Origin of the sequence: Cohnella zeiphila (assembly GCF_014212055.1) — a bacterium.
Taxonomy (GTDB): domain Bacteria; phylum Bacillota; class Bacilli; order Paenibacillales; family Paenibacillaceae; genus Cohnella; species Cohnella zeiphila.
Genome location: NZ_JACJVO010000033.1, coordinates 195,762 through 217,137, shown reverse-complemented (window position 1 = coordinate 217,137; position 21,376 = coordinate 195,762). Strand labels below are relative to the sequence as shown.

The window sequence follows — 21,376 nt, the reverse complement described above, 5'->3', positions numbered from 1 at the left end:
CATGAGCGTGCTCGTACCCCCATTCACCCGGGAAACCGCCATCCAGAAAGTCCGGATGGCCGAGGATAGCTGGAACAGCCGCGACCCGCACCGGGTGTCGCTCGTCTATACGGAGGACAGCCAATGGCGGAACCGCGCCGAATTTCCGGTCGGTCGGGCGGAGATCGAGGCGTTTCTCGCCAGGAAATGGGCGAAGGAGCTGGATTATCGGCTGATCAAGGAGCTTTGGTCCTTCCACGGCGACCGGATCGCGGTGCGATTCGCCTACGAATGGCACGACGACAGCGGCCATTGGTTCCGGTCCTACGGGAACGAGAATTGGGAATTCGCAGCCGACGGCTTGATGAAACGGCGTTATGCTTCGATCAACGATATGCCGATCCGCGAGTCCGAACGGAAATTCCATTGGCCGCTCGGCCGGCGCCCCGACGATCATCCCGGCCTCGCCGAACTGGGCCTATGACGCGTACCGTGTTCGAGAAGGCCGATATCGTTCCGATGATCGCCGAGGTGTTCCGCGAGCTTGGTTACGAAGGCGCAACGATGAGCCGGATAACGTCCCGTACGGGAATCTCCAAGGGAAGCTTGTATTATTTCTTTCCCGGAGGCAAAGAGGAGATGGCCGCCGAGATTCTCGCCGAAATCGAGGAGTGGTTTGTCCGCAACGTTTTTGAGCCGCTGGAACGGGAAGAACCGCAAGCAGCCGTTCAAAAGATGTGGCGCGAGGTCGATGCGTATTTCCGATCCGGACAACGGATCTGCCTCGTCGGCGCATTCGCTCTTGACGAAACCCGGGACCGGTTTGCCGCGAAGGTTGCCGAATATTTCAGAAGTTGGATCGATTCCTTGCGCGCAGCGCTCGTTCGTTCGGGAGCGTCCGCCGAATCCGCGGCCGCCCTTGCGGAGGAGACGGTGGGCGGGATTCAGGGAGCGTTGATCCTCGCCAGGGCGCTCCGGGACGAGCGCGTTTTTGCACGCGCCGTCGCAAGCCATGCCGAGAGAATAACGAAGTGCATGCAACCGTTATGAATCCGCGCCTCGCGCGGATTTTTTTGTTTTGGGCGATAAAGGGCCCGTTTCATGATTTGATTTATCGCGGAATATACTTCGTTAACTCGTGAACATCGGGAGGTTGGGTCATGTCCGTTCCCTATTACCCGTACATCGGATCGAAGCGGAAGTGCGCGGAAGTGCCGATCGTCTTTCCTCCGCAGCACCAGAATCGAAGGCCGGGGTACGAATACCTCATGAATCCTCGGCCGATCTCTGAAAATCCGTCCTATATCGGATCCGGCAGGCTGCGGGATAAGGTGGCCATCGTGACCGGAGGCGACAGCGGCATCGGACGGGCGGTGGCGATCGCCTTCGCCAAGCAGGGGGCCGATCTGGTCGTCCCCTATCTGGATGAACATCGGGATGCGGCAGAGACGAAGTTTAGGGTTGAGCAACTGGGCCGCAGGTGCATGACGCTTGCGGTCGATTTGCGGGCGGAGGGAGCTTGTGCCCATGTCGTGGAGAGCACTCTCCAAACGTTCGGAAAACTGGACATCCTGGTCAATAATCACGGCGTTCAATATCATCAGGCCAGCATCCTGGACATCAGCAGAGATCAGCTGTTGGACACGTTTCATACCAACATCATCTCATTCTTCGAGATGATCCAAGCGGCGCTGCCGCATCTTCCTCCCGGAAGCTCCATCATCAATACGACCTCGGATACCGCATTCTCGGGAATGGCGAATATGATCGACTATACGGCTACGAAGGGGGCGATTGTTTCATTAACCCGTTCTCTGTCGCTCTCGCTGGCCAAGCAGCGGATTCGGGTAAACGCCGTCGCTCCAGGACCGACTTGGACGCCTCTGATTCCGACGGCGTTTACCGCCGATGAGGTCTCTACGTTCGGTACGGATACGCCGATGGGAAGGCCGGGACAACCGTTCGAACTGGCGCCGACCTATGTCCTGCTGGCTTCCGACGATGCTTCCGCGATCTCCGGCCAAGTCGTGTTCGTCAATATGGGATCGGTCGTAACGTAACCGGCCGGTTGGATCTCATTGAGGAGGTATTTTCGGACCGTTCGAACGAAAACAAGACGATCTCCCGAAGGACCGGGGGATCGTCTTGTTTTATTGGGGATTGAAAAGCGGGACTATGAGATCGTCTGCAAAATTCGGGCGATCTCTTTTTCGATTTCGGAATCGTTCGTCGCGTCCAGATATTCCGGTTTGAGTAGCTCATACTTTTTCAGCTTGTAATAATCGACAATCGCTTGTTTCAAAGTGATATCGTACTGAATGGAGAAAGCCGGCTCCATGATGCGGCGCAGAACGGCGTCATCTTGAACCATAAACAAGACGGCGTTCAACCGGTTGAAAATGTTCCGGTCCATCCCGGACTCAAAGAACGCTTGCAAGTTTTGATTTCGGTTTTGTTGGGCAACCGCAAGCTCGTCGAAAAGTGGAGGGTAAAATTCTTTGAGATCGTTCTGGAAAATATCGGAAATATAAATCACGCAGATCAGCGACTGCAGAAACGTCTTCTGAAATCGCTCCACATAGGAGAGGGAATCGTCTTGGACGACGGTATCGACCTCCTGCAGAAAGTGAACGGAATATTCGACGACCTGTCGGATGATGTCGTCTTTCGATGCGAAATGCTTATACAGCGTCACCTTGCTGATATCCATCGATTTGGCGATATCGTCAATTTTCAGTTGGCTGAACTTGGTTTTCCGGATCACCGGTTTGATTTTCTCGATATATTTCATCTCGTTCGAGGGTTTCCTCATATTACGATGCCTCCTTTGATCCATGCCAAACCATTATAACGAAAAGCTTGCACAAGCAAAACACTCTTTGGCAAATTAATTAAATTAACCAATTGATATAAAGTAGTTTACTTGATTAAGTTATCGTACCGGCCGACAACCCGGCCTCGAGCGCGCGGACACAGGAATTGCTGGGCTGGAAGCCCGCGCATCGCGCACTGATTCCGGATCTAGAGCAGGGCCATTATTTCGGCAAGTGAGCGGCAAAAAAGCGTGGAACCGGCGAAACGTCCGGTTTCGCGCTTTTTTTGATCAGCCCATGAAACGGCGAGGTCGGGAAGCTAACCCTATGCGGCTAAATGCCCAGAAGCGAGGAGGGGAGGGGGCGTTGAATTTATATCCACGGTTAGTTGTGCCGGTAAATCTCTTCAGGTAACATCAGAATCGACCGGAAGAGCAAAGGAGGACGATGGTGTGGAAAATAAGAAGAAGTATGCCAACCTGTTGAGCATGCCGGAATTGGATTCGACGGCGAAGCGCTTGTTCCCCTTCGAGATCCTAACGGGTCTGAGAAGAGAATCGCCGGTTCGGTACGACGGCGCGAGAGGCTGTTGGGACGTCTTCGCCTATGAGGATGTTCATCGCGTTCTGAAGGATTCGCGCATCTTCTCCTCCACGCGAGGCCCGGCTGCCGGGCAGAACATGCTGTATATGGATCCCCCGAAGCACACGCAACTGCGCGAACTGGTCAACAAAGCTTTTACTCCCAAAGCCATCCAGGACTTAGCTCCGCGAATTCAATCGATTGCCGAGGATTTGCTGGATCAGGCGGCAGGCGAACGGATGGACGTCGTAAGCCACTTCGCGACTCCTCTCCCTGTCATCGTTATTGCGGAGCTGCTCGGCGCGCCGGCCGAGGATCGAACCCGCTTCAAGAGTTGGTCGGATATTCTGGTGGAAAGCGCGGAGGACTTGTCCGAGGAAGCGTTCGTCAAAATCAATGAAAAGCGAATGCAAGCGATTCAGGAGCTTTCGGAATATTTCGTCAAAATCCTTGAACTCCGAGCCCAACATCCGCAGAACGATCTGATCACCGCGTTAATGAGCGCCGAGATTGACGGAGAGAAGCTGAGCGGGCGGGATATTATCAACTTCTGCATTCTCCTCTTGGCGGCCGGCAATGAAACGACGACCAACTTGATTACGAACGGCGTGCGGATTCTGACGGAGCAGCCGTCGCTGCAGGATGAGCTCCACGCAAACCCGGATCTTATTCCGCGCTTTGTAGAAGAGGTGCTCAGATACTACCCTCCCATCGTGGCCATCGGACGGATCGCGACGCAGGATGTCGAGATCGGCTCGCAGAAAATCCGGGCCGGCGACCAGATCATCGCATGGGTAGGGGCGGCGAACCGGGATGAAGCCAAGTTTGCGAAAGAGCCGGATCGGTTCGATCTGCAGCGCAGCCCGAATCCGCATATGTCCTTTGGCTTCGGCATCCATTTCTGTCTGGGGGCGCCGCTGGCGCGTCTCGAAGGAAAGATCGCTTTGGAGGTCTTGCTGCGGCGTCTTCATGAGATGAAGCTGACTTCGGAGCAAGATTTGATTCCGATTCAAAGCTCGTTTGTATTCGGCGTGAAGAACTATCCGATCTCGTTTCAACGAAGAGCTTAGGAACGAATTCCGACCGTATTCAACCAAAGCGGGCCGCCCCTTGAAGGGACGGCTTTCTTTCCTTTATTCGCTCCATGGGGAATGAAGGACGCAATCGCAAAAGCTGGGGCGCTTGTATCCCGGCAGAAGAAGCTCGCAAACATCGGACTTGATGTTGCCGAACGTCGTCTCCGGTTTGTGCTTGAATCCTTCCAGGAACGCGGGGAGGATCTTCTGTTTGAACCGGTCGCGGGGAAAAGCATCGACGATTTGCCCGCGAACCTCTTCCGTAATGAGCTCGAAATGCTCTCCCATGACGTCGTAACCGACGCCGAAATAGAGCAGGGCGACTTCCTTTTCTTTATATTCCGCGATGCCGAGCGTCGTATGCAGGGCGATCGCATCCCACACAAGCCGGACGGATTCCTCCGGAACCCCGCGGCTATGCAGAAAATCGCGGGCGGCATTCGCCCCGTCGACTTCAAAGCGCTTATCGGGGCTGCTGTATTTGGGGGTGAGGCCGAGATCGTGGAAAAGCGAACTGATATACAGCAGCTCGGAATCGTACTTCGCGCCGATACGATTCCCTTGAAGGGCGGCAAAAAGAAAGACCCGGTTCGAATGATTCCACAAAAGATCGTCTCCGTGCTCGCGCAGCAATTCGGCAGCTTCGGCAGCCAGCTTGCTGTCGGGGATTTTCACATCCGCGATGAATTTGGTCATGGGTCCATCCTCCTGTCAGATCGTCAAATGCAGCTTTATTCTAACTTTCAAAAAATCATAGATCAATACGATTGTTTCTATTAAAATGATAGATGAGATGCCTGGTTTGAGCCTGGATCGGAGGGGGACGTTGTGGAATTACGACAATTGGAATGCTTTAAAGCGGTGTGCCGGGAGCTGCACTTTACGAGAGCATCGGAGACTTTGGGAATCACGCAGCCCACTTTGAGTTACCAGATCAAGCTGCTGGAGGACGAGCTCGGCGTTCCTTTATTCAACCGGATCGGCAAGAAGATATCCATGACGGCCGCCGGAGAAATTTTGGATAAGCATTGCCACACGATCTTTTCGTCCTTGGAAGGAGCCCGCCGGGAAATCCGCGAATGGCAGCACTCCGAGCGCGGTACGCTTGCGGTTGCGGCGCTCATCGGGGAAATCAACGAGCTGGTCTCCCGTACGTTGGGGGAGTTTTACAAGTCGCATCCGAAACTGCAATTTTCGCTGCGCGGATCGGAGGACGTCACGGGGCCGTTATTGCTGGAGGACCTGGATTTCGGCGTGACGATTCTGCCTTCGGAGGACGAGCGGTTCGAACAGATTCCGCTGTATGAAGAACAATTTTTTTTGGTGGCGAGCCGGGATCATCCTTTGGCCGGTCAGGAATCCGTCGACTTTGAAGAGATCAGGCGGCAAACGGTCGTGATGTTTCCGAAGACGCACCGGTGCCGCCAGATGATCGATTCGGTCTGCTCCCTCAAGGGATTCCGACTGCGCCCCCAAATCGAGACCACGACCATCGAATCGCTGCTGCTCCTGGTCGGCTCCGGCGCCGGGGTATCGATTCTGTCGAAGACCCTGCTGGAATTGTACGACACCGAAAATTTGAAAATCATCCCCTTGTCCAATCCTTCGCTGCGCAGGGAGATCGGGGTCGTTTACCTAAAGGACAAATATATCGGGAACGCAGCAAGAGAGTTTATCGAGCTCCTGAAGAAGCAGGTTCAATCGTTCTAGGGCGTCCCCATGAATAGCCGCCCGAAGTTTGGCAAAATGTAAGCTGACATGCCAAATCAGGGGGGCGATGAAGGATGAGAAGAAGTGCAGCGACGGTTTGGGCCGTAGCCGTATTATCTTGCTTGCTGTGGGCCGCGGCGCCTTCTTCGGCGAGCGGCAGCGAAGGGCCGTACCATTTCGGCTTTAAGAAGAGCAAGGGAGGCCAGCTTCCTTCCATTGCGGAAGAAGGCTTTATGCCGATTTTGCAAAAGCACGGGGCCATTTTCCTCGGGGATACGGACAAGAAGGAGCTTTATCTGACGTTCGACAACGGATACGAGAACGGCTATACCGGCCGAATCCTGGATGTGTTGAAGGAGAAGAAAGTGCCGGCCGCCTTTTTCGTCACGGGCCATTTCGTCAAGGACCAGCCGAAGCTGCTCTTGAGAATGGCGAACGAGGGCCATCTGATCGGCAACCATTCGTGGAGCCATCCGGATATGACGCAGATATCGCCTGCGCAGATCAAAGACGAGCTGGAGAAAGTAAGCCGCGAGGTGTCCAAGCTTACGGGATTGCAGCCGATGCGCTATGTGCGGCCGCCGCGAGGCATCTTCAGCGATCGGATGCTTGGCGTTTGCCGGGAGCTCGGCTACACGAACGTCTTCTGGTCGATTGCTTATCGGGATTGGGAGAGGGATCGGCAAATGGGGTGGAATTACGCTTATACGAACGTTCTGAATCAGCTGCATCCCGGGGCCGTGATTTTGCTTCATTCCGTATCCCGCGACAATGCCCAAGCGTTGGGGAGAATCATCGATGAAGCGAGAGCGCGCGGATTCGAATTCAAAAGCCTCGATTCTCTTGAGGAAAAAGTTTACAGGTAGATCTTTTGGGGAAAATCGATGATCGGTGGTTATACCATGGGAATCTTGTGTATAGGCAGGAAGGGGGGCGGAATTTATTGTATAATGACGGATAGCGACAATCGGATCAGGGAGGCGGAAAGAAGTGGACGACGCAAGGTTTAACCGGCAGAACTTGTTCGCGCACGTTTTCAACTTTACGCCTGTCGGAATCGCGCTGATCTCGCTTGATTACCAATGGATCGACGTGAATCCGGCGGCATGCCATATTCTCGGATACGAACGGGACGAGCTCATTCGACGCGATCCTAACGAATTGATTTTCTCCGCGGAGGACGGCAAGCTCGGCGCCCGGTTCGACGATTTGCTCCAGGGCCGTATCTCGAAGTTCAGCCTGGAGAAGAAGTACGTGCACAAGAACGCTTCCGTGTTCTGGACGTCCGTGCATGTCTCGCTTGTCAGCGGCGGTTCGGACGCCGAACCTTGGTATTATATCGTCCAGATCGTCGACATCACTTCGAACAAATTGACCGAGCAGAAGCTGCAGGAATCGGTAGAGAGGTATACGTCGCTCAAGAAGTACAATCACGATGCGATCATCTCTTTCGATCTGCAGGGCAACATCATGAACGGGAATGCAATGGCCGAGAGGCTGACCGGGCAGCGGGTGTCGGACTTGATCGGCACGAGCATCGCCGCAATCATCGGCGAAGACAAGCTTTCGCGCATCCTGGCCGATAACGAACCCTTTAACGAGATCGAAGGTTCGATCAATCACGTGCCTCATATCGAAGGATATCTCGTCGAGGTTCTCGTCACGATCGCGCCGATCATCGTCAACAACAGAAGCATCGGTTTTTATCTGCTGATCAAGGACATTACGGAACAGAAGAAGCTGCTGATCGAGAAGGAAGCCGCGGAGAGAACGAATGAAGTCAAGAGCGAATTCCTGGCCATGATGAGCCATGAGATCCGCACCCCCATGAACGGCGTGATCGGCATGACGGATTTGCTGCTCGATACGCCGCTCGACGAGGAACAGAGGGAATACGTCTCCATTATCCGCAAGAGCGGGGATACGCTTCTGGCGATCATCAACGATATTTTGGACTTTTCCAAGGTGGAATCGGGCAATGCGGAATTGTCGGAGGAGCCGTTCAATCTGACCGCGGCGATCGCGGAGACGTTCGATACGCTGATGCCGAAAGCGCTGGAGAAGAACCTGACCCTCAACGTGGCGATCAACCCCGGCATTCCGCAGACGGTCATCGGCGATCCGCTCAAAATCCGGCAAATCCTGATGAACCTGATGGGCAACGCCATCAAATTTACGCCCGAGGGCTCCATCGCCGTTACCGTCGACAGAGCCGATGTCGAGGGCGATCGGGTGCGGATTCATTTCGCCGTGAAGGATACGGGAATCGGCGTTCCGGAGGACAAGCTGCCCTATCTGTTCGAACCGTTCTATCAGGCGGATCACTTTATGGTGAGACAAGCGGGAGGCACGGGTCTCGGCCTTGCCATTACGCGCAAGCTCGTTGAACTGATGGATGGCGAAATCCGTTGCGAGCCGAATCCCGGCGGCGGCACGATCTTTAGTTTCCATGTGCTGATGAGCGCGGAGACGCTGCCGGCGGTCGTCGAGACCGAAGAGCGGTTGGAGATAGTGCCGGCGCAAGACGAGACGCTGCGCATTCTTATCGCGGAGGACAACGACGTCAACCGGCGGGTGCTGATCCGGATGGTGGAGAAGCTCGGCTATCGTCCCGACGCGGTCTGCAACGGAGTCGAGGTGTTGGAAGAGATTCAAAAGAAGAGTTACGATATCGTGTTTATGGACATTCAGATGCCGGTCATGAACGGCATGGAAGCGACGAGAATTCTGCGCCAGACGATCGGACCCGGCGAGCTTCCGTATATCGTCGCCGTGACGGCGAACGCGCTCGTCGGCGACAGGGAACGCTATATGAATTCGGGAATGAACGAATATATCAGCAAGCCTCTGCAGAGCTCGGCGGTCGCGGCCGTCATTCGGAAATGCCTCGAGAGCAAGACCGCGCAGGCGAGAGCCTCCAGCTAGGGCGCAAGGAACGGCAAAGACGGCGAAAAAAGGGGCCGGGCGTGCAGACGCCCGGCCTTTGATCCGGCGTCAGAGAACCTTCAGAGCCAGGATCCCCAAGTATTCCCGGAGCGCGACCCCGGAGGCGCTCAGACCGCCGGAGGACGGAGCCAGCTTGTTCGCATACAGGATCGCCTGCCGCCCGGCCCAATAGTCTGCAGGATAGGGAATGGGCTGCATTCCGGCTGCTTGAAAATCGAGCAGGGCCCGTTCCATATGAAAGGCCGACGTGACGAGAACGGGCTTGCTCCAATGACGCTCGTCCAAGATTTGTCCGACATTCTCGGCGTTTTGCTCCGTATTCAGCGATCGATTCTCCATCACGATCTGATCGGCCGAGACTTTCAGGCCGATGAGCTGGCGGCGGGCGATTTCCGCTTCGTTGCCGCTGTCCTTGTATACCTGGCCGCCGGAAAATACGATCGGAAGTCCGGTCCGGAAGTGCAGCCTGGCGGCGGTCAACAGACGGTTCGCGGCGGCTCCCGTCAGATTGCCGTACCCATCCACGTCCGGCGAATCCTTGACTGCGCCTCCGCCTAGAACGACGATAACGTCGCCTTGAACCCGGTCCGGACCCGGAGGCGTATAGCGGCTCTCCAGCGATCGGATCAGCGCATCTCCGACAAGCTGCGTCGACAGCAGATAGAGCACGATCGTCGCCGACAGCAGGAGCAGCGCCGCGATCCGGTCCCGTTTGCGGATTCGCAAGGCGAGCAGCAGCAGAATCACGACGAACAAGCCCGGCGGCAGCGCAAAGCTGTACAAAAATTTAACGACATAAATCAATCGGGCAACCACCTTTCCCCAAACCCCCATGACGCGTCTATTGTAACACGTATTCGGTTGATTAAGGCCAAGGGCTTTCGGCATGTTTAAACAGGCCGGATGTATCCGAGAATGAAAAAAAGCCTGCTTAAAAGCCGGAAGGGGATCGGGTCTTGACTGTTCGCGCTTGGTTCAAATCGGTGACGACCTGGATCGCTATTCTCTCGATCGTCCCGCTTCTGTCCGGATGCTGGGACCGTCTGGAGATCGAAGACCGGGCCGTAGTGCTTGGCATCTCGGTGGACACGGTCTCACCGGAGGAGGCGGAACAGGAGAAGGAGGACGAGATTACCCATCTTCGAGGCAGCTACTTGCCGCCCGGCGGTTCCAAAATCCGGGTCGGGGTGCAGCTCGCCGTACCGGGACGAATTCCGCTCGGTCCTGGTGGAGGAATGGGAAGCGGAACAGGCTCGTCGAGCCGGACCGTTTGGGTGCTGGATGTGATTGGCAACACCATTGACGACGCGCTGATGAATTTGCAGCAGCAAGTGTCGGGCCAGCTGTTCTTCGGACATCTTCGGGTCATCGTGGTATCCGAAGATTTGGCCCGGAAAGGTCTGCAAAATTTGAACGATTATTTTCGGCGCAATTCGCAATTGAGGCGGATGGCCTGGATGATGGTGTCCAGGGGCAAAGCGCTGGATCTCATGCAGACGACTCCGGAACTGCAAAGAGTTCCGACGTTCTATTTGTTGTCGACAATGGACAGTGCCGTTCGAATGGGAAAGCTTCCGGTCAATTACGTCGGCATGTATTGGAGCCGAACCTCGAAATTGGGACAGGAAGGTTTTCTGCCGTACGTGGAGATGAAAAAGAACCAGAATATCGAGATCGAGGGGCTTGCATACTTTCGGAAAGACCGGATGGTCGGCAGCACGAATCCTTTTCAGATTGCCTCTTATATGTCCGTCATGGGGATGAATCCGGCTGGATACCGGGGGATGATCCAAGTAGGCTCCCCCGAACGGACCGTGATGGTTTATGCGACCTATCGAAAAGCGACAAGAAAAGTCGACATTCGGAACGGGGTGCCTCACTTTACGTTGAATCTGTTTTTTGAACTCAACCTGGAAGAAAAAGTAAGCCATGCGTTGACCATCGACCGTTCGAGTTTGCTGAAGCAGATCAACAGGCTGGATGAGGAGGGAATCGCCAAATCCGTCACAAAGCTTATTGAAGAGACCAAACAGGCACATAGCGATATTTTCGGCTTCGGAGAATATGTAAGGGCATTGAAGCCGGGTTTTTGGCGGAAGCATGTGAAAAACAGCGAAGCCTGGGAAGAGATGTATGGAAGAATACAAATCGATATTAAGGTTCATTCCAATCTTAGAAGAATCGGGATGAAAGCCAGGTGACGAAAGCGGGCGGTTGTTTGCTTTCCATGCCGAGCAACGGCCGACGCAACGTTATGTTAAAATAATAAATATACCGGATTATTATCGACTTATGGAGGTCCGATCGGATGACTCCCTTTACTACGGATCGTATCGCAATGCCTTCGGGATTCTGGGCCGGACTGCTCCGATTAGGAATAACGGCTTCCGACGTCGCCCGCCAAGCGCGGCTGCCGCTGACCGTTATTCAGGAACCCGCGCTTGCCGCCGCCCCTTATTTCGCGATCTGGCAGGCTTATTCCGAGCTGATGGGAGACGCGGCGGCCGGCATCGTTAAGCTTGTGAGCGCCTTTGCGAGCGCTCAGTACCCGCCGGCTGCCTTGGCGACGTTCCACGCTCGCGATTACCGGGACGCATTGAATCGAATGGCCCGTTACAAAGCCATGTGCCCTCCCGAGAGCCTGCGGATTCAAGAGGGAGGCGAGCTCTGTACCCTCGAACTGGATTCGCCGAATGGCGAGCAGCCCTGCCCGCCGGTGCTGGTCGGCATCACGCTGGCCTATTTGCTGGAGCTTGGCCGCCGCGGCACCGGCCGACAACTGACGGCTCGGCGGGTCGAATTTTCGCAGGATATGGGAGATGTCCAAGCCCTTGAAGCCTACTTCGGCTGCCGAGTTCGAGCGGGCGCGGACGCGAACCGCTTGACGCTGGACCGAAGAGATCTGGATCGTCCTTTCGTCTCGCATAACGAAGAACTGTTGGAGATTCTGACTCCCGCGGTGGACCGCTCGCTGGACGAGCAGCGCCGAAGCGGTTCCATCAGCGAGACGGTAAAGAGGATCATGAAGCGCAGCCTGACGGGAGGACGTCCCGATATCGCGGCTGTCGCAAGCGAACTGGGGTTGAGCGACCGCACCCTGCAGCGCCGTCTTACGGAAGACGGCACGACCTTCAAAAGCCTGTTGGCTAGGGCCCGGCACGAGCGGGCTTGCGAATACTTGGCCGATCCGGCGATCGATATCAAAGAGGTGGCGTTCCTGGTCGGATACGAAGACCAGAGCTCCTTCTACCGCGCTTTCCGCCAATGGGAGGGGGAGACTCCTTCGAATTGGCGTTCCGAACAGGGAATGGCGGGTTAAGCAAATCCTTTGGCGCACGGGGCCAGTTACGGAGCGATCCGGACTTGATAAGATGGTCACAGCCGGCGCACAAGATTGCTTAACGAGGAGAATGATTCATGGATATGGGATTGAGCCGTCAAACCGCTCTTGTTACCGGATCAACGAAAGGAATCGGCAAAGCGATTGCCGTCGAGCTGGCCAGAGAAGGCGCTCATGTTCTCATTAACGGCCGAAACGGGGAAGAAGCGGAACGGACGGTGAATGAGATCAAGACGATGTTTCCGGATACGTCGCCTCAGAACGCCGCGGCGGATCTTGCAGATATTCGGCAGAGAGAAGCTTTGTTCGAGAAATATCCTCATGTCGATATTTTAGTGAACAATATGGGGATTTATGAGATCATGAGTTATGAAGACGTTGACGATGCGATATGGGAGAAATATTTCCGTACCAATGTTCTGGCCGCCAACGGCTTATCCAAATTCTATTTGCCCGGCATGCTGGGCAAAGGTTGCGGCCGCATCCTCTTTATTGCGAGCGAAGAAGCCGTTATGCCTTCCGGACAGATGCCCCAATACGCCGTGACCAAGTCCATGCTGCTGTCGTTGTCCAGAAGCTTGTCCAAGTTGACCGCAGGAACGGAAGTCACCGTCAATACGATTATGCCGGGACCGACCCTCTCCGAGAACGTCCGGCAAATCATCGAGAGCATCTACCCGAATGAAGAGATGACCTTCGCGGAGAAAGAAAAACAGTTCATGGCAGCCAACCTGCCTCAATCGGAAATCCGGCGATTGATCAGACCCGGCGAAATCGGCAGACTGGCTGCATTCGTGTGCAGTCCGTATGCTTCTGCCTTCAAAGGGTCTCCCATTCGCATGGACGGGGGAATGGTTCCGACGATTTTCTGACGGCACCGCCCTGGGGAACGGAACGGGGGAACAGACTTGAGATACGAGTTCGCGGTAATCGGCGCGGGCGTCGCCGGTATCTTCGCCGCGCGCGAGTGGGCGGAGCGCGGATACAAGGTGCTGATGATCGACAAAGGCAAGAAGCTGGACGAACGCAGCTGTCCGCTCGACCGGGGAGAGAGCTGCGACTGCGACGCATGCGACAAATACGTCGGCTTCGGAGGCTTGGGCTTGTCCGAAGGGAAGTACAACTATACGAACGACTTCGGAGGAGATCTGGAGCGGAAGGTCGGATACGGGCGCGCGCTGGAGCTGATGGACGAGGTCGATGCCGTACTTTGCGAACATGGCGGAGGCCGCGTCCAACTGTACGACACCCGCGACCCGGAGATGGCCGAGAGGGCGGAGAAAGCCGGATTCGGCGTCCTGACGACGAGAACCCGCCATCTGGGCTCGGAGCTTTCCCGATCGGTTCTTCACAAAATGTACGAGGAAATGGAGAGCCGGATCGACTGGCGATTCCGCTCCGAGGTTCGCGAGATGCGCCGGCTCGCGTCCGGGGGCTTCGAGCTGACGCTGGCGGACGGGGAGACCGTCCAAGCCGGCACGGTCGTCATCGCCACCGGCCGCAGCGGCAGCGAATGGCTGACAAGGCAGTGCCGGGTTCTCGGTATCGACCGCGGCGAAGCGAGAGTCGATCTCGGCCTGCGGATCGAGATGCGTGGCGATCAGCTGCGATCGATTCTCGGCCGCTCGTTCGAGACCAAGCTGCGCTTCGCCGGCAACGGTTATTCGGCGACGACGTACTGCATGAACCCGAGCGGACGCGTCATCCTCAAGCATCAGGAGGGACTCGCGATGCCGGACGGACAGAATTACCGGGAGCGCGAGGAAGGGGGCTCGCCCAATCTGAACTTCACCTTGTTCGTGCCTTCGTACTTCCGGTCGCCAGAAGAGGCGGACAGGTATTTGCGCGACGTCGTCGGCGGCGTGAACCGGGGGCGCGCCCGAATCGCGGCGCAGAGGCTCGGGGAGCTTCGCCGAAGGCGAAGCTCCTCCCGAACCGCGTCGGTATCCGCTCTGCGCGCCGTCGTCCCGACGCTCGATGCGGAGCTCGCGGATCTGAGGCTCGAGGTGCCGGAGACGTACATACGGGCCACGCTTGAATTTTTGGATGCGCTGGAGAAGCTGCTCGGCGAACCGATCGACGAAGACACGATCCTGTACGCCATCGACGGCAAGCTCTACTCGCCGGGAATCGAGACCGACGGGCGGTTCGAGACCCGAATCCCGCGGCTGTTCGTGATCGGCGACTGTTCCGGCACCACTCATTCCCTCTCCCAGGCGGCGGCGAGCGGCCTTTATGTCGGGAGGGAGCTGGCGGCTGAATAACGTCACGGATTTTTCTCGATGACGCCGTTGCCTCGGTAACTCCACTTTCGATTAAAGAGGGCCTCGCTTTGCTCCCAATATCGGCGGACCGCGTTGTCGCGGTCCGGATTCGGATAATATTCGTGAACGAGAACGCTGGCAGGACAAAAGATGACCCGATAACCGCAAAAATTCGCGTTAAAGCAGTAATCCGTTTCCTCGAAGTAATGAAAATACCCTTCATCCAGCATGCCGATGGCGTCCAATAACTTTCTCTTCAAGAGAAAGCAGGCTCCGTTAATAGCCAGACATGCCCTCTTCTCCGTAAGGAGATTTGCCTCATGCTCACACATGAAATAGGGAGAAGTCCAGTCCCAATCGGTGCCCACCCCGACAAGCTGATTGGAACTATTGATCAACTTTGGAGCGACGATTGCGTTTTTCTCATCCGACCAAAGCGTGTCATGCAGCGGAGGCAGCCATCCGCTCGTAACGAATACGTCGGGATTCATAATCACAATCGTATCGGAGGCGCCGGCGAGCATACCGCAGTTCACCGCTTTGGCATAACCCGCGTTGTAGCCCATCTCGATGAGCTTGATATTCGATCGGCTTCTCAGAATTTCAACCGTGCGGTCGGCGCTGCCGTTATCGACGACAATCATCGTTGCGTTCGGCGGCGTATGCTCTTCAATGGCATCAAGGCATTTCTCGATATAGGCAGCGGCATTAAAAGTGACGATAACCAGGTCCGTATTCATGGATTCCTCCTTGCAGCCACCGGCTTTTTCGTACAGTTTATGATTTCCGCCGCTCGGTCGTCAGGGATACGCGACTAGCTCTGACGCTAATTTTAGAGAAAAGCCTATACGGACAAATGCCAATGTTCTCGGGATATACGACGGAATAGAATGAGCGTATACGAATCCAGGAGAGGTGTGTATGTCCATAACCGTTATTACTCCCGTCCTGAATGAATCGACTTTCTTGCCCTTGTACTTGCAGAGCGTGACGGCCTTCGCGGATGAAGTGATCATTGTCGATGGAGGAAGCACGGACGGCTCGATCGAAATGATCGAATCGTTCGCGAGCACCCATCCTAACATTCGTCTCTATTTATCGATGCAAGGAACAGCCTACACGGACGAATGGAATGAGTCGGACGTTCGCAATTTTATGGTCGATCAGGCAAAAGGCGATTGGATCGCCAATATCGATGCGGACGAGGTCTTTGATGACGCATTTCAATCGACCGTGCCGGCGTTGCTTCCCCAACTGGATGCGGACGTCTTGATGTTTCCAATGATTAATTTTTGGAAGGATCCCTGGACCGTGCGGGTCAATGCGCCTAACGACGAGAGATGGTCGAACGATATCATTCGGATGTGGCGGAACGGCAAGGGGATCCGTTATCGGGATCAAAAGCATCACTGCACGCTCAGAGGCAAGACCGGGGATGTGTGGACGCTTCCGTCGCAGAGGCTGAACATCCCCCTTTACCATTATCACTATGCGTTCGGAAATCGATTTAAATTCAACGACAATCGGCGCGGAGACGTAAACTTGTACGAAAACGTCGGGAAGCCGGATTGGTCTTACCGACATGGCGAATACGAGATCAAGCTGGTTCCGTTCGCCGGAAAACATCCTGAAGTGGTTAACGCCTACATGGAATCTCAATCCATGAAAGGGTGGGATGGATAACATGTACTCCAAAGAGCAGAGAAGACTGTTGCGTATGTTGAATGGAGTTGTCCGTTGGAAGAAGAATAAAAGACAGGCGCGGCTGCAAAAGGCGAGACTCCTTCGAAAAATAGAGTATTGGCGGCGAACGAGAGCAAAGTCTCGAACAAGGATTGCCCCTGCACATTCAATACCGGTTCTTCAAGAAGGGAAGGACCCTGCTCTTCCGGAACTTGCGACCCCCTCGTTTGATCTGAGCTCATCGACTTCGGAATCGACGGCATCCGAGGTCCCATCCTCGCCCGCCAGTGTCCGTTCTTTCGATTTATTTCGGTTTCCGATCATCGATTGGGGCTACCGATGGCAACGGCCGCAGCATATGAGCCGTCATTTCGCGCAGGATGGCATCCGCGTTTTCTATTTCTCGGTTCATTCGACTCAAATCGAAGATCCGAACGCTACATCTGATGACATTCGTTCGAAACTTCAAATCGAACAAGTAGAGCCGAATGTTTGGTTGGTCAAGTTATGTTCTCATACGTTATTAAACGCGTATGTCCATACCATCGAAGATCCCTTGGATAAACAGTATTTGCAGTGGTCGATTGAAGCTTTAAAGCAAAAATTCGGCATTGACTATACGGTGTCGATTGTAGATCTTCCGTTTTGGACCGCATTGGTCTTTGAGCTGAAGAACAACAAAACGATTTATGATTGCATGGATGAGCATTCCGGATTCTCGAATACATCGGAAGAGCTGCTGGCGTTGGAGCCGAAATTGCTGGCATCGGCGGATGCAGTCGTTGTTTCGTCCGTTCATCTCCAGGAGAAAGCCAAGAAGTGGAATCGGAGAGTCGAATGGATTCCGAATGCGGGCGAGTACAAACACTTCAGTCGTCACTTTCACGATGCGCCGAATGATATGCCTTCCGTTAACGGCCCGATTATCGGTTATTTCGGAGCCATTGCCGACTGGTTCGATATCGATCTTATCTACCAAGTCGCAAGTGCGAATAGGGACTGGAGCTTCGTGCTGATCGGAAATTCCTACCATACCGACGTTGCCAAGTTAATGTCGCTGGAGAATGTATACCTTCTGGGCGAGAAACCTTATCAAGAACTTCCCCGTTACCTCGACCGGTTTGACGTTTGCATCATCCCGTTCCTGATCAACAAGCTCACCAAAGCGACCAATCCGGTAAAGGTTTACGAGTATTTGGCGGCAGGCAAACCCGTCGTGGCTACAGATCTGCAAGAGCTTCACGGCATGAAGGAGTACGTTGAGCTTGCAGCTGACAGTTCGGAATTCGAGACTTCGATACGGCGGGTCCTTCAAGAGAAGAACGACCCGACATTGGCGGACAAAAGACAGCAATTCGCTGCCGAGAATACATGGGAGAAGCGGTACCTTCAGCTGAAAAAACTCATTCGTACCAAGCTGTATCCTAAAGTCAGCATTATTGTCGTGACGCACAACAACTGGGAATTGAGCGAAAGGTGCATGGACAGCGTGCTTCGCAAAACCGACTATCCGGATTACGAAGTTATCGTCGTGGATAACGGTTCTCTTGACGAGACGCCGGCATCCTTGCTGCAGCTTAATCACCCCAAAGTGAAGACCATTCTTCTTCCGAAAAATGGAGGTTATGCGCAAGGGAACACCATAGGCGCGTTCAACGCGGTCGGGGACATTTTGGTATTGCTTAATAATGATACCCTCGTATCCGAAGGCTGGTTGAACAGGCTGTTACATCCCTTTAGCCTTGATCCCGAGATCGGGGCCGTGGGGCCAATGTCCAATTCCGTTGGCAACGATCAACATGTGGATTTCTTTATCGGAGACAGCACGAACGGTGCGAACGAAAACTGGCTGCGGGATTTTTACGAGCTTTATGACGGAAAGATGCGGTACACGGAGATGCTCGGTTTCTTTTGCGTAGCCATTAAAAAAGAAGTATTCGCGAAAATCGGCTACCTGGATGACCGTTTTGGCGCCGGCATGTTCGAAGACGACGACTACTGCCTGCGCATGCTGGCAGGAGGTTACCGGCTTGCGATTGCGGAAGATGCCTTTGTTTATCATTACGGCAGCGCAACGTTCAAGCAATGGGATGAACACCATTACGACGAAACGTTTAAGAACAACAAAAAGATCTTCGAAGAGAAGTGGCAGAGGGAATGGAAGCAGCACAAAATGCCGGCGTCGCCCTTTCTTCATCTTGCCGACCGGGACCGAATCGCGGAAATTATCGCGGAAAGCGGTCAGCCTGCCGTTCTCGTCTATATTTCCAAGGATTGGAGCGAACTCCATTCGATTTGGAAACGAAGGCTGATCGAACTTAACCAGAATCAAACCATGGTTTTTGTTCGTTGTTCTACCTATCTCCAGAAGCCGGTGCACGGCATTCGGCGAATCGGCCCGAATCTTTATTTGACAAACGATGATAATCTTCTAAAAAAAGCCCGCTTCGCTCACATCTATACTTTCACGGAATACAGGAGGGAAGCGAATGACAACGCCGGATGATTACTTGATCGCTTCTCAATCGCCCGAATATAGGGAAGCCTTCGAGATCGATCAGCCGCTGGTTACGGTGTGCATTCCTACCTATAACCGGGCTGATCTCCTGTTAAACCGCAGCTTGAAGTCAGTCGTGAATCAAACCTATCGACATCTGGAGATTCTCGTTGTCGGGGACGGTTGCACCGATCATACGGAGGAAGTCGTTCGGGGATTCAACGATCCCCGAATTCAATTTGAGAATCTGGACAATCATGGACTTTATCCTGACGAACCGTTCCAGCGATGGCTCGTGGCCGGAAGCATCCCCACCAATCGGGCGCTTCAAAAGGCAACAGGACATTTTATTACACACTTGGATGACGACGACGATTTTAATGCGGATCGCATCGAGAAGTTGGTTCAATTCGCCCGACAGACGAGAGCCGATTTGATCTATCACCCCTTTTATTTCATGTTCGCCCCGGAACAATGGGGAATGAACGATGCGGAGCCGCTGCAGTGCGCCAAAATCACGACCTCGTCCATGTTCTATCATCATTGGCTAAAGCGCATCGAATGGGACCCGAATTCTTATCTTCTTCAAGAACCGGGGGATTGGAACAAAGTTCGCCGAATGATCGAGCTTGGGATCAAGACGGCCAGATTTCCGGAACCGTTGACCTGGAAGCATTGAGGAGAGGAGAAGACTCGGAAGAACGGAGGAGAAGTATCGGAATGGACGAGATTCCGTTTCTTAAGCCGCGGCTCGTTTCCAAAGATGCTCTGACGGGGTATCTCGAGCAAATCGATGCGACGAGAATCTATAGCAATCACGGTCCGCTCAACAAGCGAGTGGAAGAACGAATCCTTCGCCGTTTTTTCTCCGATGAAGGAGCTGTCGTCACGGTTAACAATGCAACGACCGGACTCATGCTTGCGATCATGCAAGTCAAACGGGCCGGCAAGTACGCGCTGATGCCCAGCTTCACGTTCTCCGCCACTCCTCTTAGCGCCATGTGGTGCGGACTGGAGCCCTATTTTATCGATATCGATCCGGAGCGTTGGTGCCTGAATGAACGGCAGCTCGAGGAGGCACTGCAGAAGCTCGGCGATGAAGTCGCCGTCGTCGTGCCTTATGCGGCTTTCGGAGCCGAACTGAACCTTGAATATTATGAGTCGTTGAGAAGGAGCGGGGTTCCCGTCGTGATCGATGCGGCGTCCAGCTTCGGATGCATGAGGGACGACCAGTTCGGTCGGGGCTTTAAAGGAGCCGTCGTATTCAGCTTTCATGCCACGAAGTTGTTCGGAATCGGAGAAGGAGGATTGATATACAGCGCGGATGAGACTCTGATCCATCGTCTGCGCCAGAGCTCCAACTTCGGCTTTGACCAGAATCGGGAATCGAGGCAAATCGGGCTTAACGGTAAAGTATCCGAGTATGCCGCCGCGATCGCACTGGCAACTTTGGAGGTCGTCGACGAGAAAATAATCGCCCGCGAACGGATCGCCGATTGGTACCGGGCCGAATTGCAAGATGCCGGAATGCTGTTCAAGGGGTGGAAGCTTCAAGAAGGCGGGGGGAAGATTCCCTACCAGTTTTTTCCCTTGTTATGTCCGCCTAAGCATGACCATCGGTTTTACTTGAGCAAGCTGCAGGCCGCAGGCATACAAGCCAGAACGTATTTTTCTCCTTCCTGCCATGAACAACCGCTTTTTCAGCGCAGCCCCCATTCGGATTTGTCCGTTACCGAAGACGTCTGTCGAAGGATATTGAGCTTGCCCGTCTGGGAAGACATCGAACAGGCGCAAGTGCAGCGTATCGTCCGGTGTCTGGCCGATGAATAAGGATAAGCTGCTGATCTGGGGTTGCGGCGGCATGGGAAGAGAAGTTGCAGCCTTATGCGACATTTTGGGTCGCGAGGTTGCCGGGTTCCTCGACGAACGTCCCGAGATGAACGGGCAGGTCGTCGAAGGGATTCCTGTTTTTGGAGATCTGAAATCGTTCGAAAAGTACCGGGAAGAATTCGCCGTCGTCTGTGCAGGAGTCGGGGACCCGCATCTGAAGAAGAAGTTCGCGAACATCACGGCAAGCCAAGGCTTTCGGCTGTCCGAAGCCCTGGTTCATCCGTCGGTTCACATTCCCGAGAATACCGAACTCGGCCTGAATTGTATCCTATGCGCAGGCAGCATCGTCAGCATTCACGTGCGAATCGGCAGCTTCGTTATCGTCAATACGAATGTGACGCTGGCGCACGACGTATCCGTTGCCTCGTATGCGACCATCAGTCCCGGAGTTAACGTAAGCGGCAATGTACAGATCGAAGAGGGGGTGTTCCTGGGCACCGGTTCTTCCATCCGAGAGAAGGTAAAGATCGGAGCATGGTCGGTCATTGGAGGCGGGGCGTTCGTTCGAAGCGATGTCCCTCCTCAAATGCTCTATGCCGGGGTTCCGGCTGTATTCAAAAAGGCGATCGTTCGCCCTAAGGGGTGAACGATCGCCT

General features: G+C 54.5%; 20 protein-coding genes. 16 read left to right on the top strand and 4 right to left on the bottom strand.

Annotated elements, in window-relative coordinates:
- Position 1 precedes the first annotated feature (1 nt).
- The 3 genes from H7C18_RS26800 to H7C18_RS26790 all read left to right on the top strand — a co-directional run bounded on the left by H7C18_RS26800 (position 2) and on the right by H7C18_RS26790 (position 2,039).
- Positions 2-463 carry a nuclear transport factor 2 family protein gene (locus H7C18_RS26800; RefSeq protein WP_185132193.1) on the top strand — a complete coding sequence of 154 codons (462 nt, stop codon included), beginning with the start codon at positions 2-4 and terminating at the stop codon, positions 461-463.
- On the top strand, positions 460-1,029 hold the full coding sequence (locus tag H7C18_RS26795) for a TetR/AcrR family transcriptional regulator (protein WP_185132192.1): 570 nt from the start codon (positions 460-462) through the stop codon (positions 1,027-1,029). The genes H7C18_RS26800 and H7C18_RS26795 overlap by 4 nt, the downstream gene beginning before the upstream one ends.
- Before the next feature lie 110 nt (positions 1,030-1,139).
- Entirely contained in the window at positions 1,140-2,039 is a 900-nt protein-coding gene (locus tag H7C18_RS26790; protein WP_185132191.1) for an SDR family oxidoreductase, read from the top strand.
- 113 nt (positions 2,040-2,152) lie between these two features.
- Here the strand turns inward: H7C18_RS26790 and H7C18_RS26785 are convergent, their stop codons facing one another.
- Entirely contained in the window at positions 2,153-2,791 is a 639-nt protein-coding gene (locus tag H7C18_RS26785) for a TetR/AcrR family transcriptional regulator (RefSeq protein ID WP_185132190.1), read from the bottom strand.
- A gap of 489 nt (positions 2,792-3,280) precedes the next feature.
- Between H7C18_RS26785 and H7C18_RS26780 the strand changes: the two genes are divergently transcribed.
- On the top strand, positions 3,281-4,444 hold the full coding sequence (locus H7C18_RS26780) for a cytochrome P450 (protein ID WP_185132216.1): 1,164 nt from the start codon (positions 3,281-3,283) through the stop codon (positions 4,442-4,444).
- A 63-nt stretch (positions 4,445-4,507) separates the two neighbouring features.
- Here the strand turns inward: H7C18_RS26780 and H7C18_RS26775 are convergent, their stop codons facing one another.
- A complete protein-coding gene (locus H7C18_RS26775; protein WP_185132189.1) occupies positions 4,508-5,146 on the bottom strand; it encodes an HD domain-containing protein in 639 nt (212 codons plus the stop codon).
- 132 nt (positions 5,147-5,278) lie between these two features.
- Between H7C18_RS26775 and H7C18_RS26770 the strand changes: the two genes are divergently transcribed.
- The 3 genes from H7C18_RS26770 (at position 5,279) to H7C18_RS26760 (ending at position 9,085) form a co-directional block, all read left to right on the top strand.
- On the top strand, positions 5,279-6,160 hold the full coding sequence (locus H7C18_RS26770; RefSeq protein WP_185132188.1) for a LysR substrate-binding domain-containing protein: 882 nt from the start codon (positions 5,279-5,281) through the stop codon (positions 6,158-6,160).
- Positions 6,161-6,234: 74 nt separating this feature from the next.
- Positions 6,235-7,026: a delta-lactam-biosynthetic de-N-acetylase gene (gene pdaA, locus H7C18_RS26765; protein WP_185132187.1), complete on the top strand. Its 792-nt coding sequence runs from the start codon at positions 6,235-6,237 to the stop codon at positions 7,024-7,026.
- A 124-nt stretch (positions 7,027-7,150) separates the two neighbouring features.
- On the top strand, positions 7,151-9,085 hold the full coding sequence (locus tag H7C18_RS26760) for a PAS domain S-box protein (protein WP_185132186.1): 1,935 nt from the start codon (positions 7,151-7,153) through the stop codon (positions 9,083-9,085).
- Between the two features lie 69 nt (positions 9,086-9,154).
- On the opposite strand, the gene H7C18_RS26755 is transcribed toward H7C18_RS26760, so the two are convergent.
- Positions 9,155-9,910, bottom strand: a complete 756-nt coding sequence (locus H7C18_RS26755) for a YdcF family protein (RefSeq protein WP_185132185.1) — start codon at positions 9,908-9,910, stop codon at positions 9,155-9,157.
- Between the two features lie 152 nt (positions 9,911-10,062).
- On the opposite strand from H7C18_RS26755, the gene H7C18_RS26750 reads away from it, so the two are divergent.
- The 4 genes from H7C18_RS26750 (at position 10,063) to H7C18_RS26735 (ending at position 14,710) form a co-directional block, all read left to right on the top strand.
- The gene (locus H7C18_RS26750; protein WP_185132184.1) at positions 10,063-11,307 is read left to right on the top strand and encodes a Ger(x)C family spore germination protein; all 1,245 of its coding nucleotides are present in this window, start codon (positions 10,063-10,065) and stop codon (positions 11,305-11,307) included.
- Positions 11,308-11,414: 107 nt separating this feature from the next.
- Complete coding sequence (locus H7C18_RS26745) at positions 11,415-12,425, top strand: helix-turn-helix transcriptional regulator (RefSeq protein WP_185132183.1); 1,011 nt, start codon at positions 11,415-11,417, stop codon at positions 12,423-12,425.
- Between the two features lie 98 nt (positions 12,426-12,523).
- Entirely contained in the window at positions 12,524-13,318 is a 795-nt protein-coding gene (locus tag H7C18_RS26740; protein ID WP_185132182.1) for an SDR family NAD(P)-dependent oxidoreductase, read from the top strand.
- A 36-nt stretch (positions 13,319-13,354) separates the two neighbouring features.
- Positions 13,355-14,710 carry an NAD(P)/FAD-dependent oxidoreductase gene (locus H7C18_RS26735; RefSeq protein WP_185132181.1) on the top strand — a complete coding sequence of 452 codons (1,356 nt, stop codon included), beginning with the start codon at positions 13,355-13,357 and terminating at the stop codon, positions 14,708-14,710.
- Positions 14,711-14,712: 2 nt separating this feature from the next.
- Here H7C18_RS26735 and H7C18_RS26730 read toward each other — a convergent pair whose 3' ends face one another.
- On the bottom strand, positions 14,713-15,450 hold the full coding sequence (locus H7C18_RS26730; RefSeq protein WP_185132180.1) for a glycosyltransferase family 2 protein: 738 nt from the start codon (positions 15,448-15,450) through the stop codon (positions 14,713-14,715).
- Between the two features lie 181 nt (positions 15,451-15,631).
- Between H7C18_RS26730 and H7C18_RS26725 the strand changes: the two genes are divergently transcribed.
- From H7C18_RS26725 to H7C18_RS26705, 5 genes are read left to right on the top strand one after another with little or no spacing between them, the layout of a single operon-like run.
- Positions 15,632-16,393: a glycosyltransferase gene (locus H7C18_RS26725; RefSeq protein ID WP_185132179.1), complete on the top strand. Its 762-nt coding sequence runs from the start codon at positions 15,632-15,634 to the stop codon at positions 16,391-16,393.
- Between the two features lies 1 nt (position 16,394).
- Positions 16,395-18,899: a glycosyltransferase gene (locus tag H7C18_RS26720; protein WP_185132178.1), complete on the top strand. Its 2,505-nt coding sequence runs from the start codon at positions 16,395-16,397 to the stop codon at positions 18,897-18,899.
- Positions 18,883-19,569: a glycosyltransferase family 2 protein gene (locus H7C18_RS26715; RefSeq protein ID WP_185132177.1), complete on the top strand. Its 687-nt coding sequence runs from the start codon at positions 18,883-18,885 to the stop codon at positions 19,567-19,569. The genes H7C18_RS26720 and H7C18_RS26715 overlap by 17 nt, the downstream gene beginning before the upstream one ends.
- A 41-nt stretch (positions 19,570-19,610) precedes the next feature.
- On the top strand, positions 19,611-20,720 hold the full coding sequence (locus H7C18_RS26710; protein ID WP_185132176.1) for a DegT/DnrJ/EryC1/StrS family aminotransferase: 1,110 nt from the start codon (positions 19,611-19,613) through the stop codon (positions 20,718-20,720).
- Positions 20,713-21,366, top strand: a complete 654-nt coding sequence (locus H7C18_RS26705) for an acetyltransferase (protein ID WP_185132175.1) — start codon at positions 20,713-20,715, stop codon at positions 21,364-21,366. Before H7C18_RS26710 ends, H7C18_RS26705 begins: the two co-directional genes overlap by 8 nt.
- The last annotated feature ends 10 nt before the right edge of the window (positions 21,367-21,376 follow it).

What these genes read in the sequence shown, in the direction of transcription:
- H7C18_RS26800 (WP_185132193.1), top strand. Translation starts at nt 2, where the DNA reads ATGAGCGTGCTCGTACCCCCATTCACCCGGGAAACCGCCATCCAGAAA.
- H7C18_RS26795 (WP_185132192.1), top strand. Translation starts at nt 460, where the DNA reads ATGACGCGTACCGTGTTCGAGAAGGCCGATATCGTTCCGATGATCGCC.
- H7C18_RS26790 (WP_185132191.1), top strand. Translation starts at nt 1,140, where the DNA reads ATGTCCGTTCCCTATTACCCGTACATCGGATCGAAGCGGAAGTGCGCG.
- H7C18_RS26785 (WP_185132190.1), bottom strand. Translation starts at nt 2,791, where the DNA reads ATGAGGAAACCCTCGAACGAGATGAAATATATCGAGAAAATCAAACCG.
- H7C18_RS26780 (WP_185132216.1), top strand. Translation starts at nt 3,281, where the DNA reads ATGCCGGAATTGGATTCGACGGCGAAGCGCTTGTTCCCCTTCGAGATC.
- H7C18_RS26775 (WP_185132189.1), bottom strand. Translation starts at nt 5,146, where the DNA reads ATGACCAAATTCATCGCGGATGTGAAAATCCCCGACAGCAAGCTGGCT.
- pdaA (WP_185132187.1), top strand. Translation starts at nt 6,235, where the DNA reads ATGAGAAGAAGTGCAGCGACGGTTTGGGCCGTAGCCGTATTATCTTGC.
- H7C18_RS26745 (WP_185132183.1), top strand. Translation starts at nt 11,415, where the DNA reads ATGACTCCCTTTACTACGGATCGTATCGCAATGCCTTCGGGATTCTGG.
- H7C18_RS26740 (WP_185132182.1), top strand. Translation starts at nt 12,524, where the DNA reads ATGGATATGGGATTGAGCCGTCAAACCGCTCTTGTTACCGGATCAACG.
- H7C18_RS26730 (WP_185132180.1), bottom strand. Translation starts at nt 15,450, where the DNA reads ATGAATACGGACCTGGTTATCGTCACTTTTAATGCCGCTGCCTATATC.
- H7C18_RS26725 (WP_185132179.1), top strand. Translation starts at nt 15,632, where the DNA reads ATGTCCATAACCGTTATTACTCCCGTCCTGAATGAATCGACTTTCTTG.
- H7C18_RS26720 (WP_185132178.1), top strand. Translation starts at nt 16,395, where the DNA reads ATGTACTCCAAAGAGCAGAGAAGACTGTTGCGTATGTTGAATGGAGTT.
- H7C18_RS26715 (WP_185132177.1), top strand. Translation starts at nt 18,883, where the DNA reads ATGACAACGCCGGATGATTACTTGATCGCTTCTCAATCGCCCGAATAT.
- H7C18_RS26710 (WP_185132176.1), top strand. Translation starts at nt 19,611, where the DNA reads ATGGACGAGATTCCGTTTCTTAAGCCGCGGCTCGTTTCCAAAGATGCT.
- H7C18_RS26705 (WP_185132175.1), top strand. Translation starts at nt 20,713, where the DNA reads ATGAATAAGGATAAGCTGCTGATCTGGGGTTGCGGCGGCATGGGAAGA.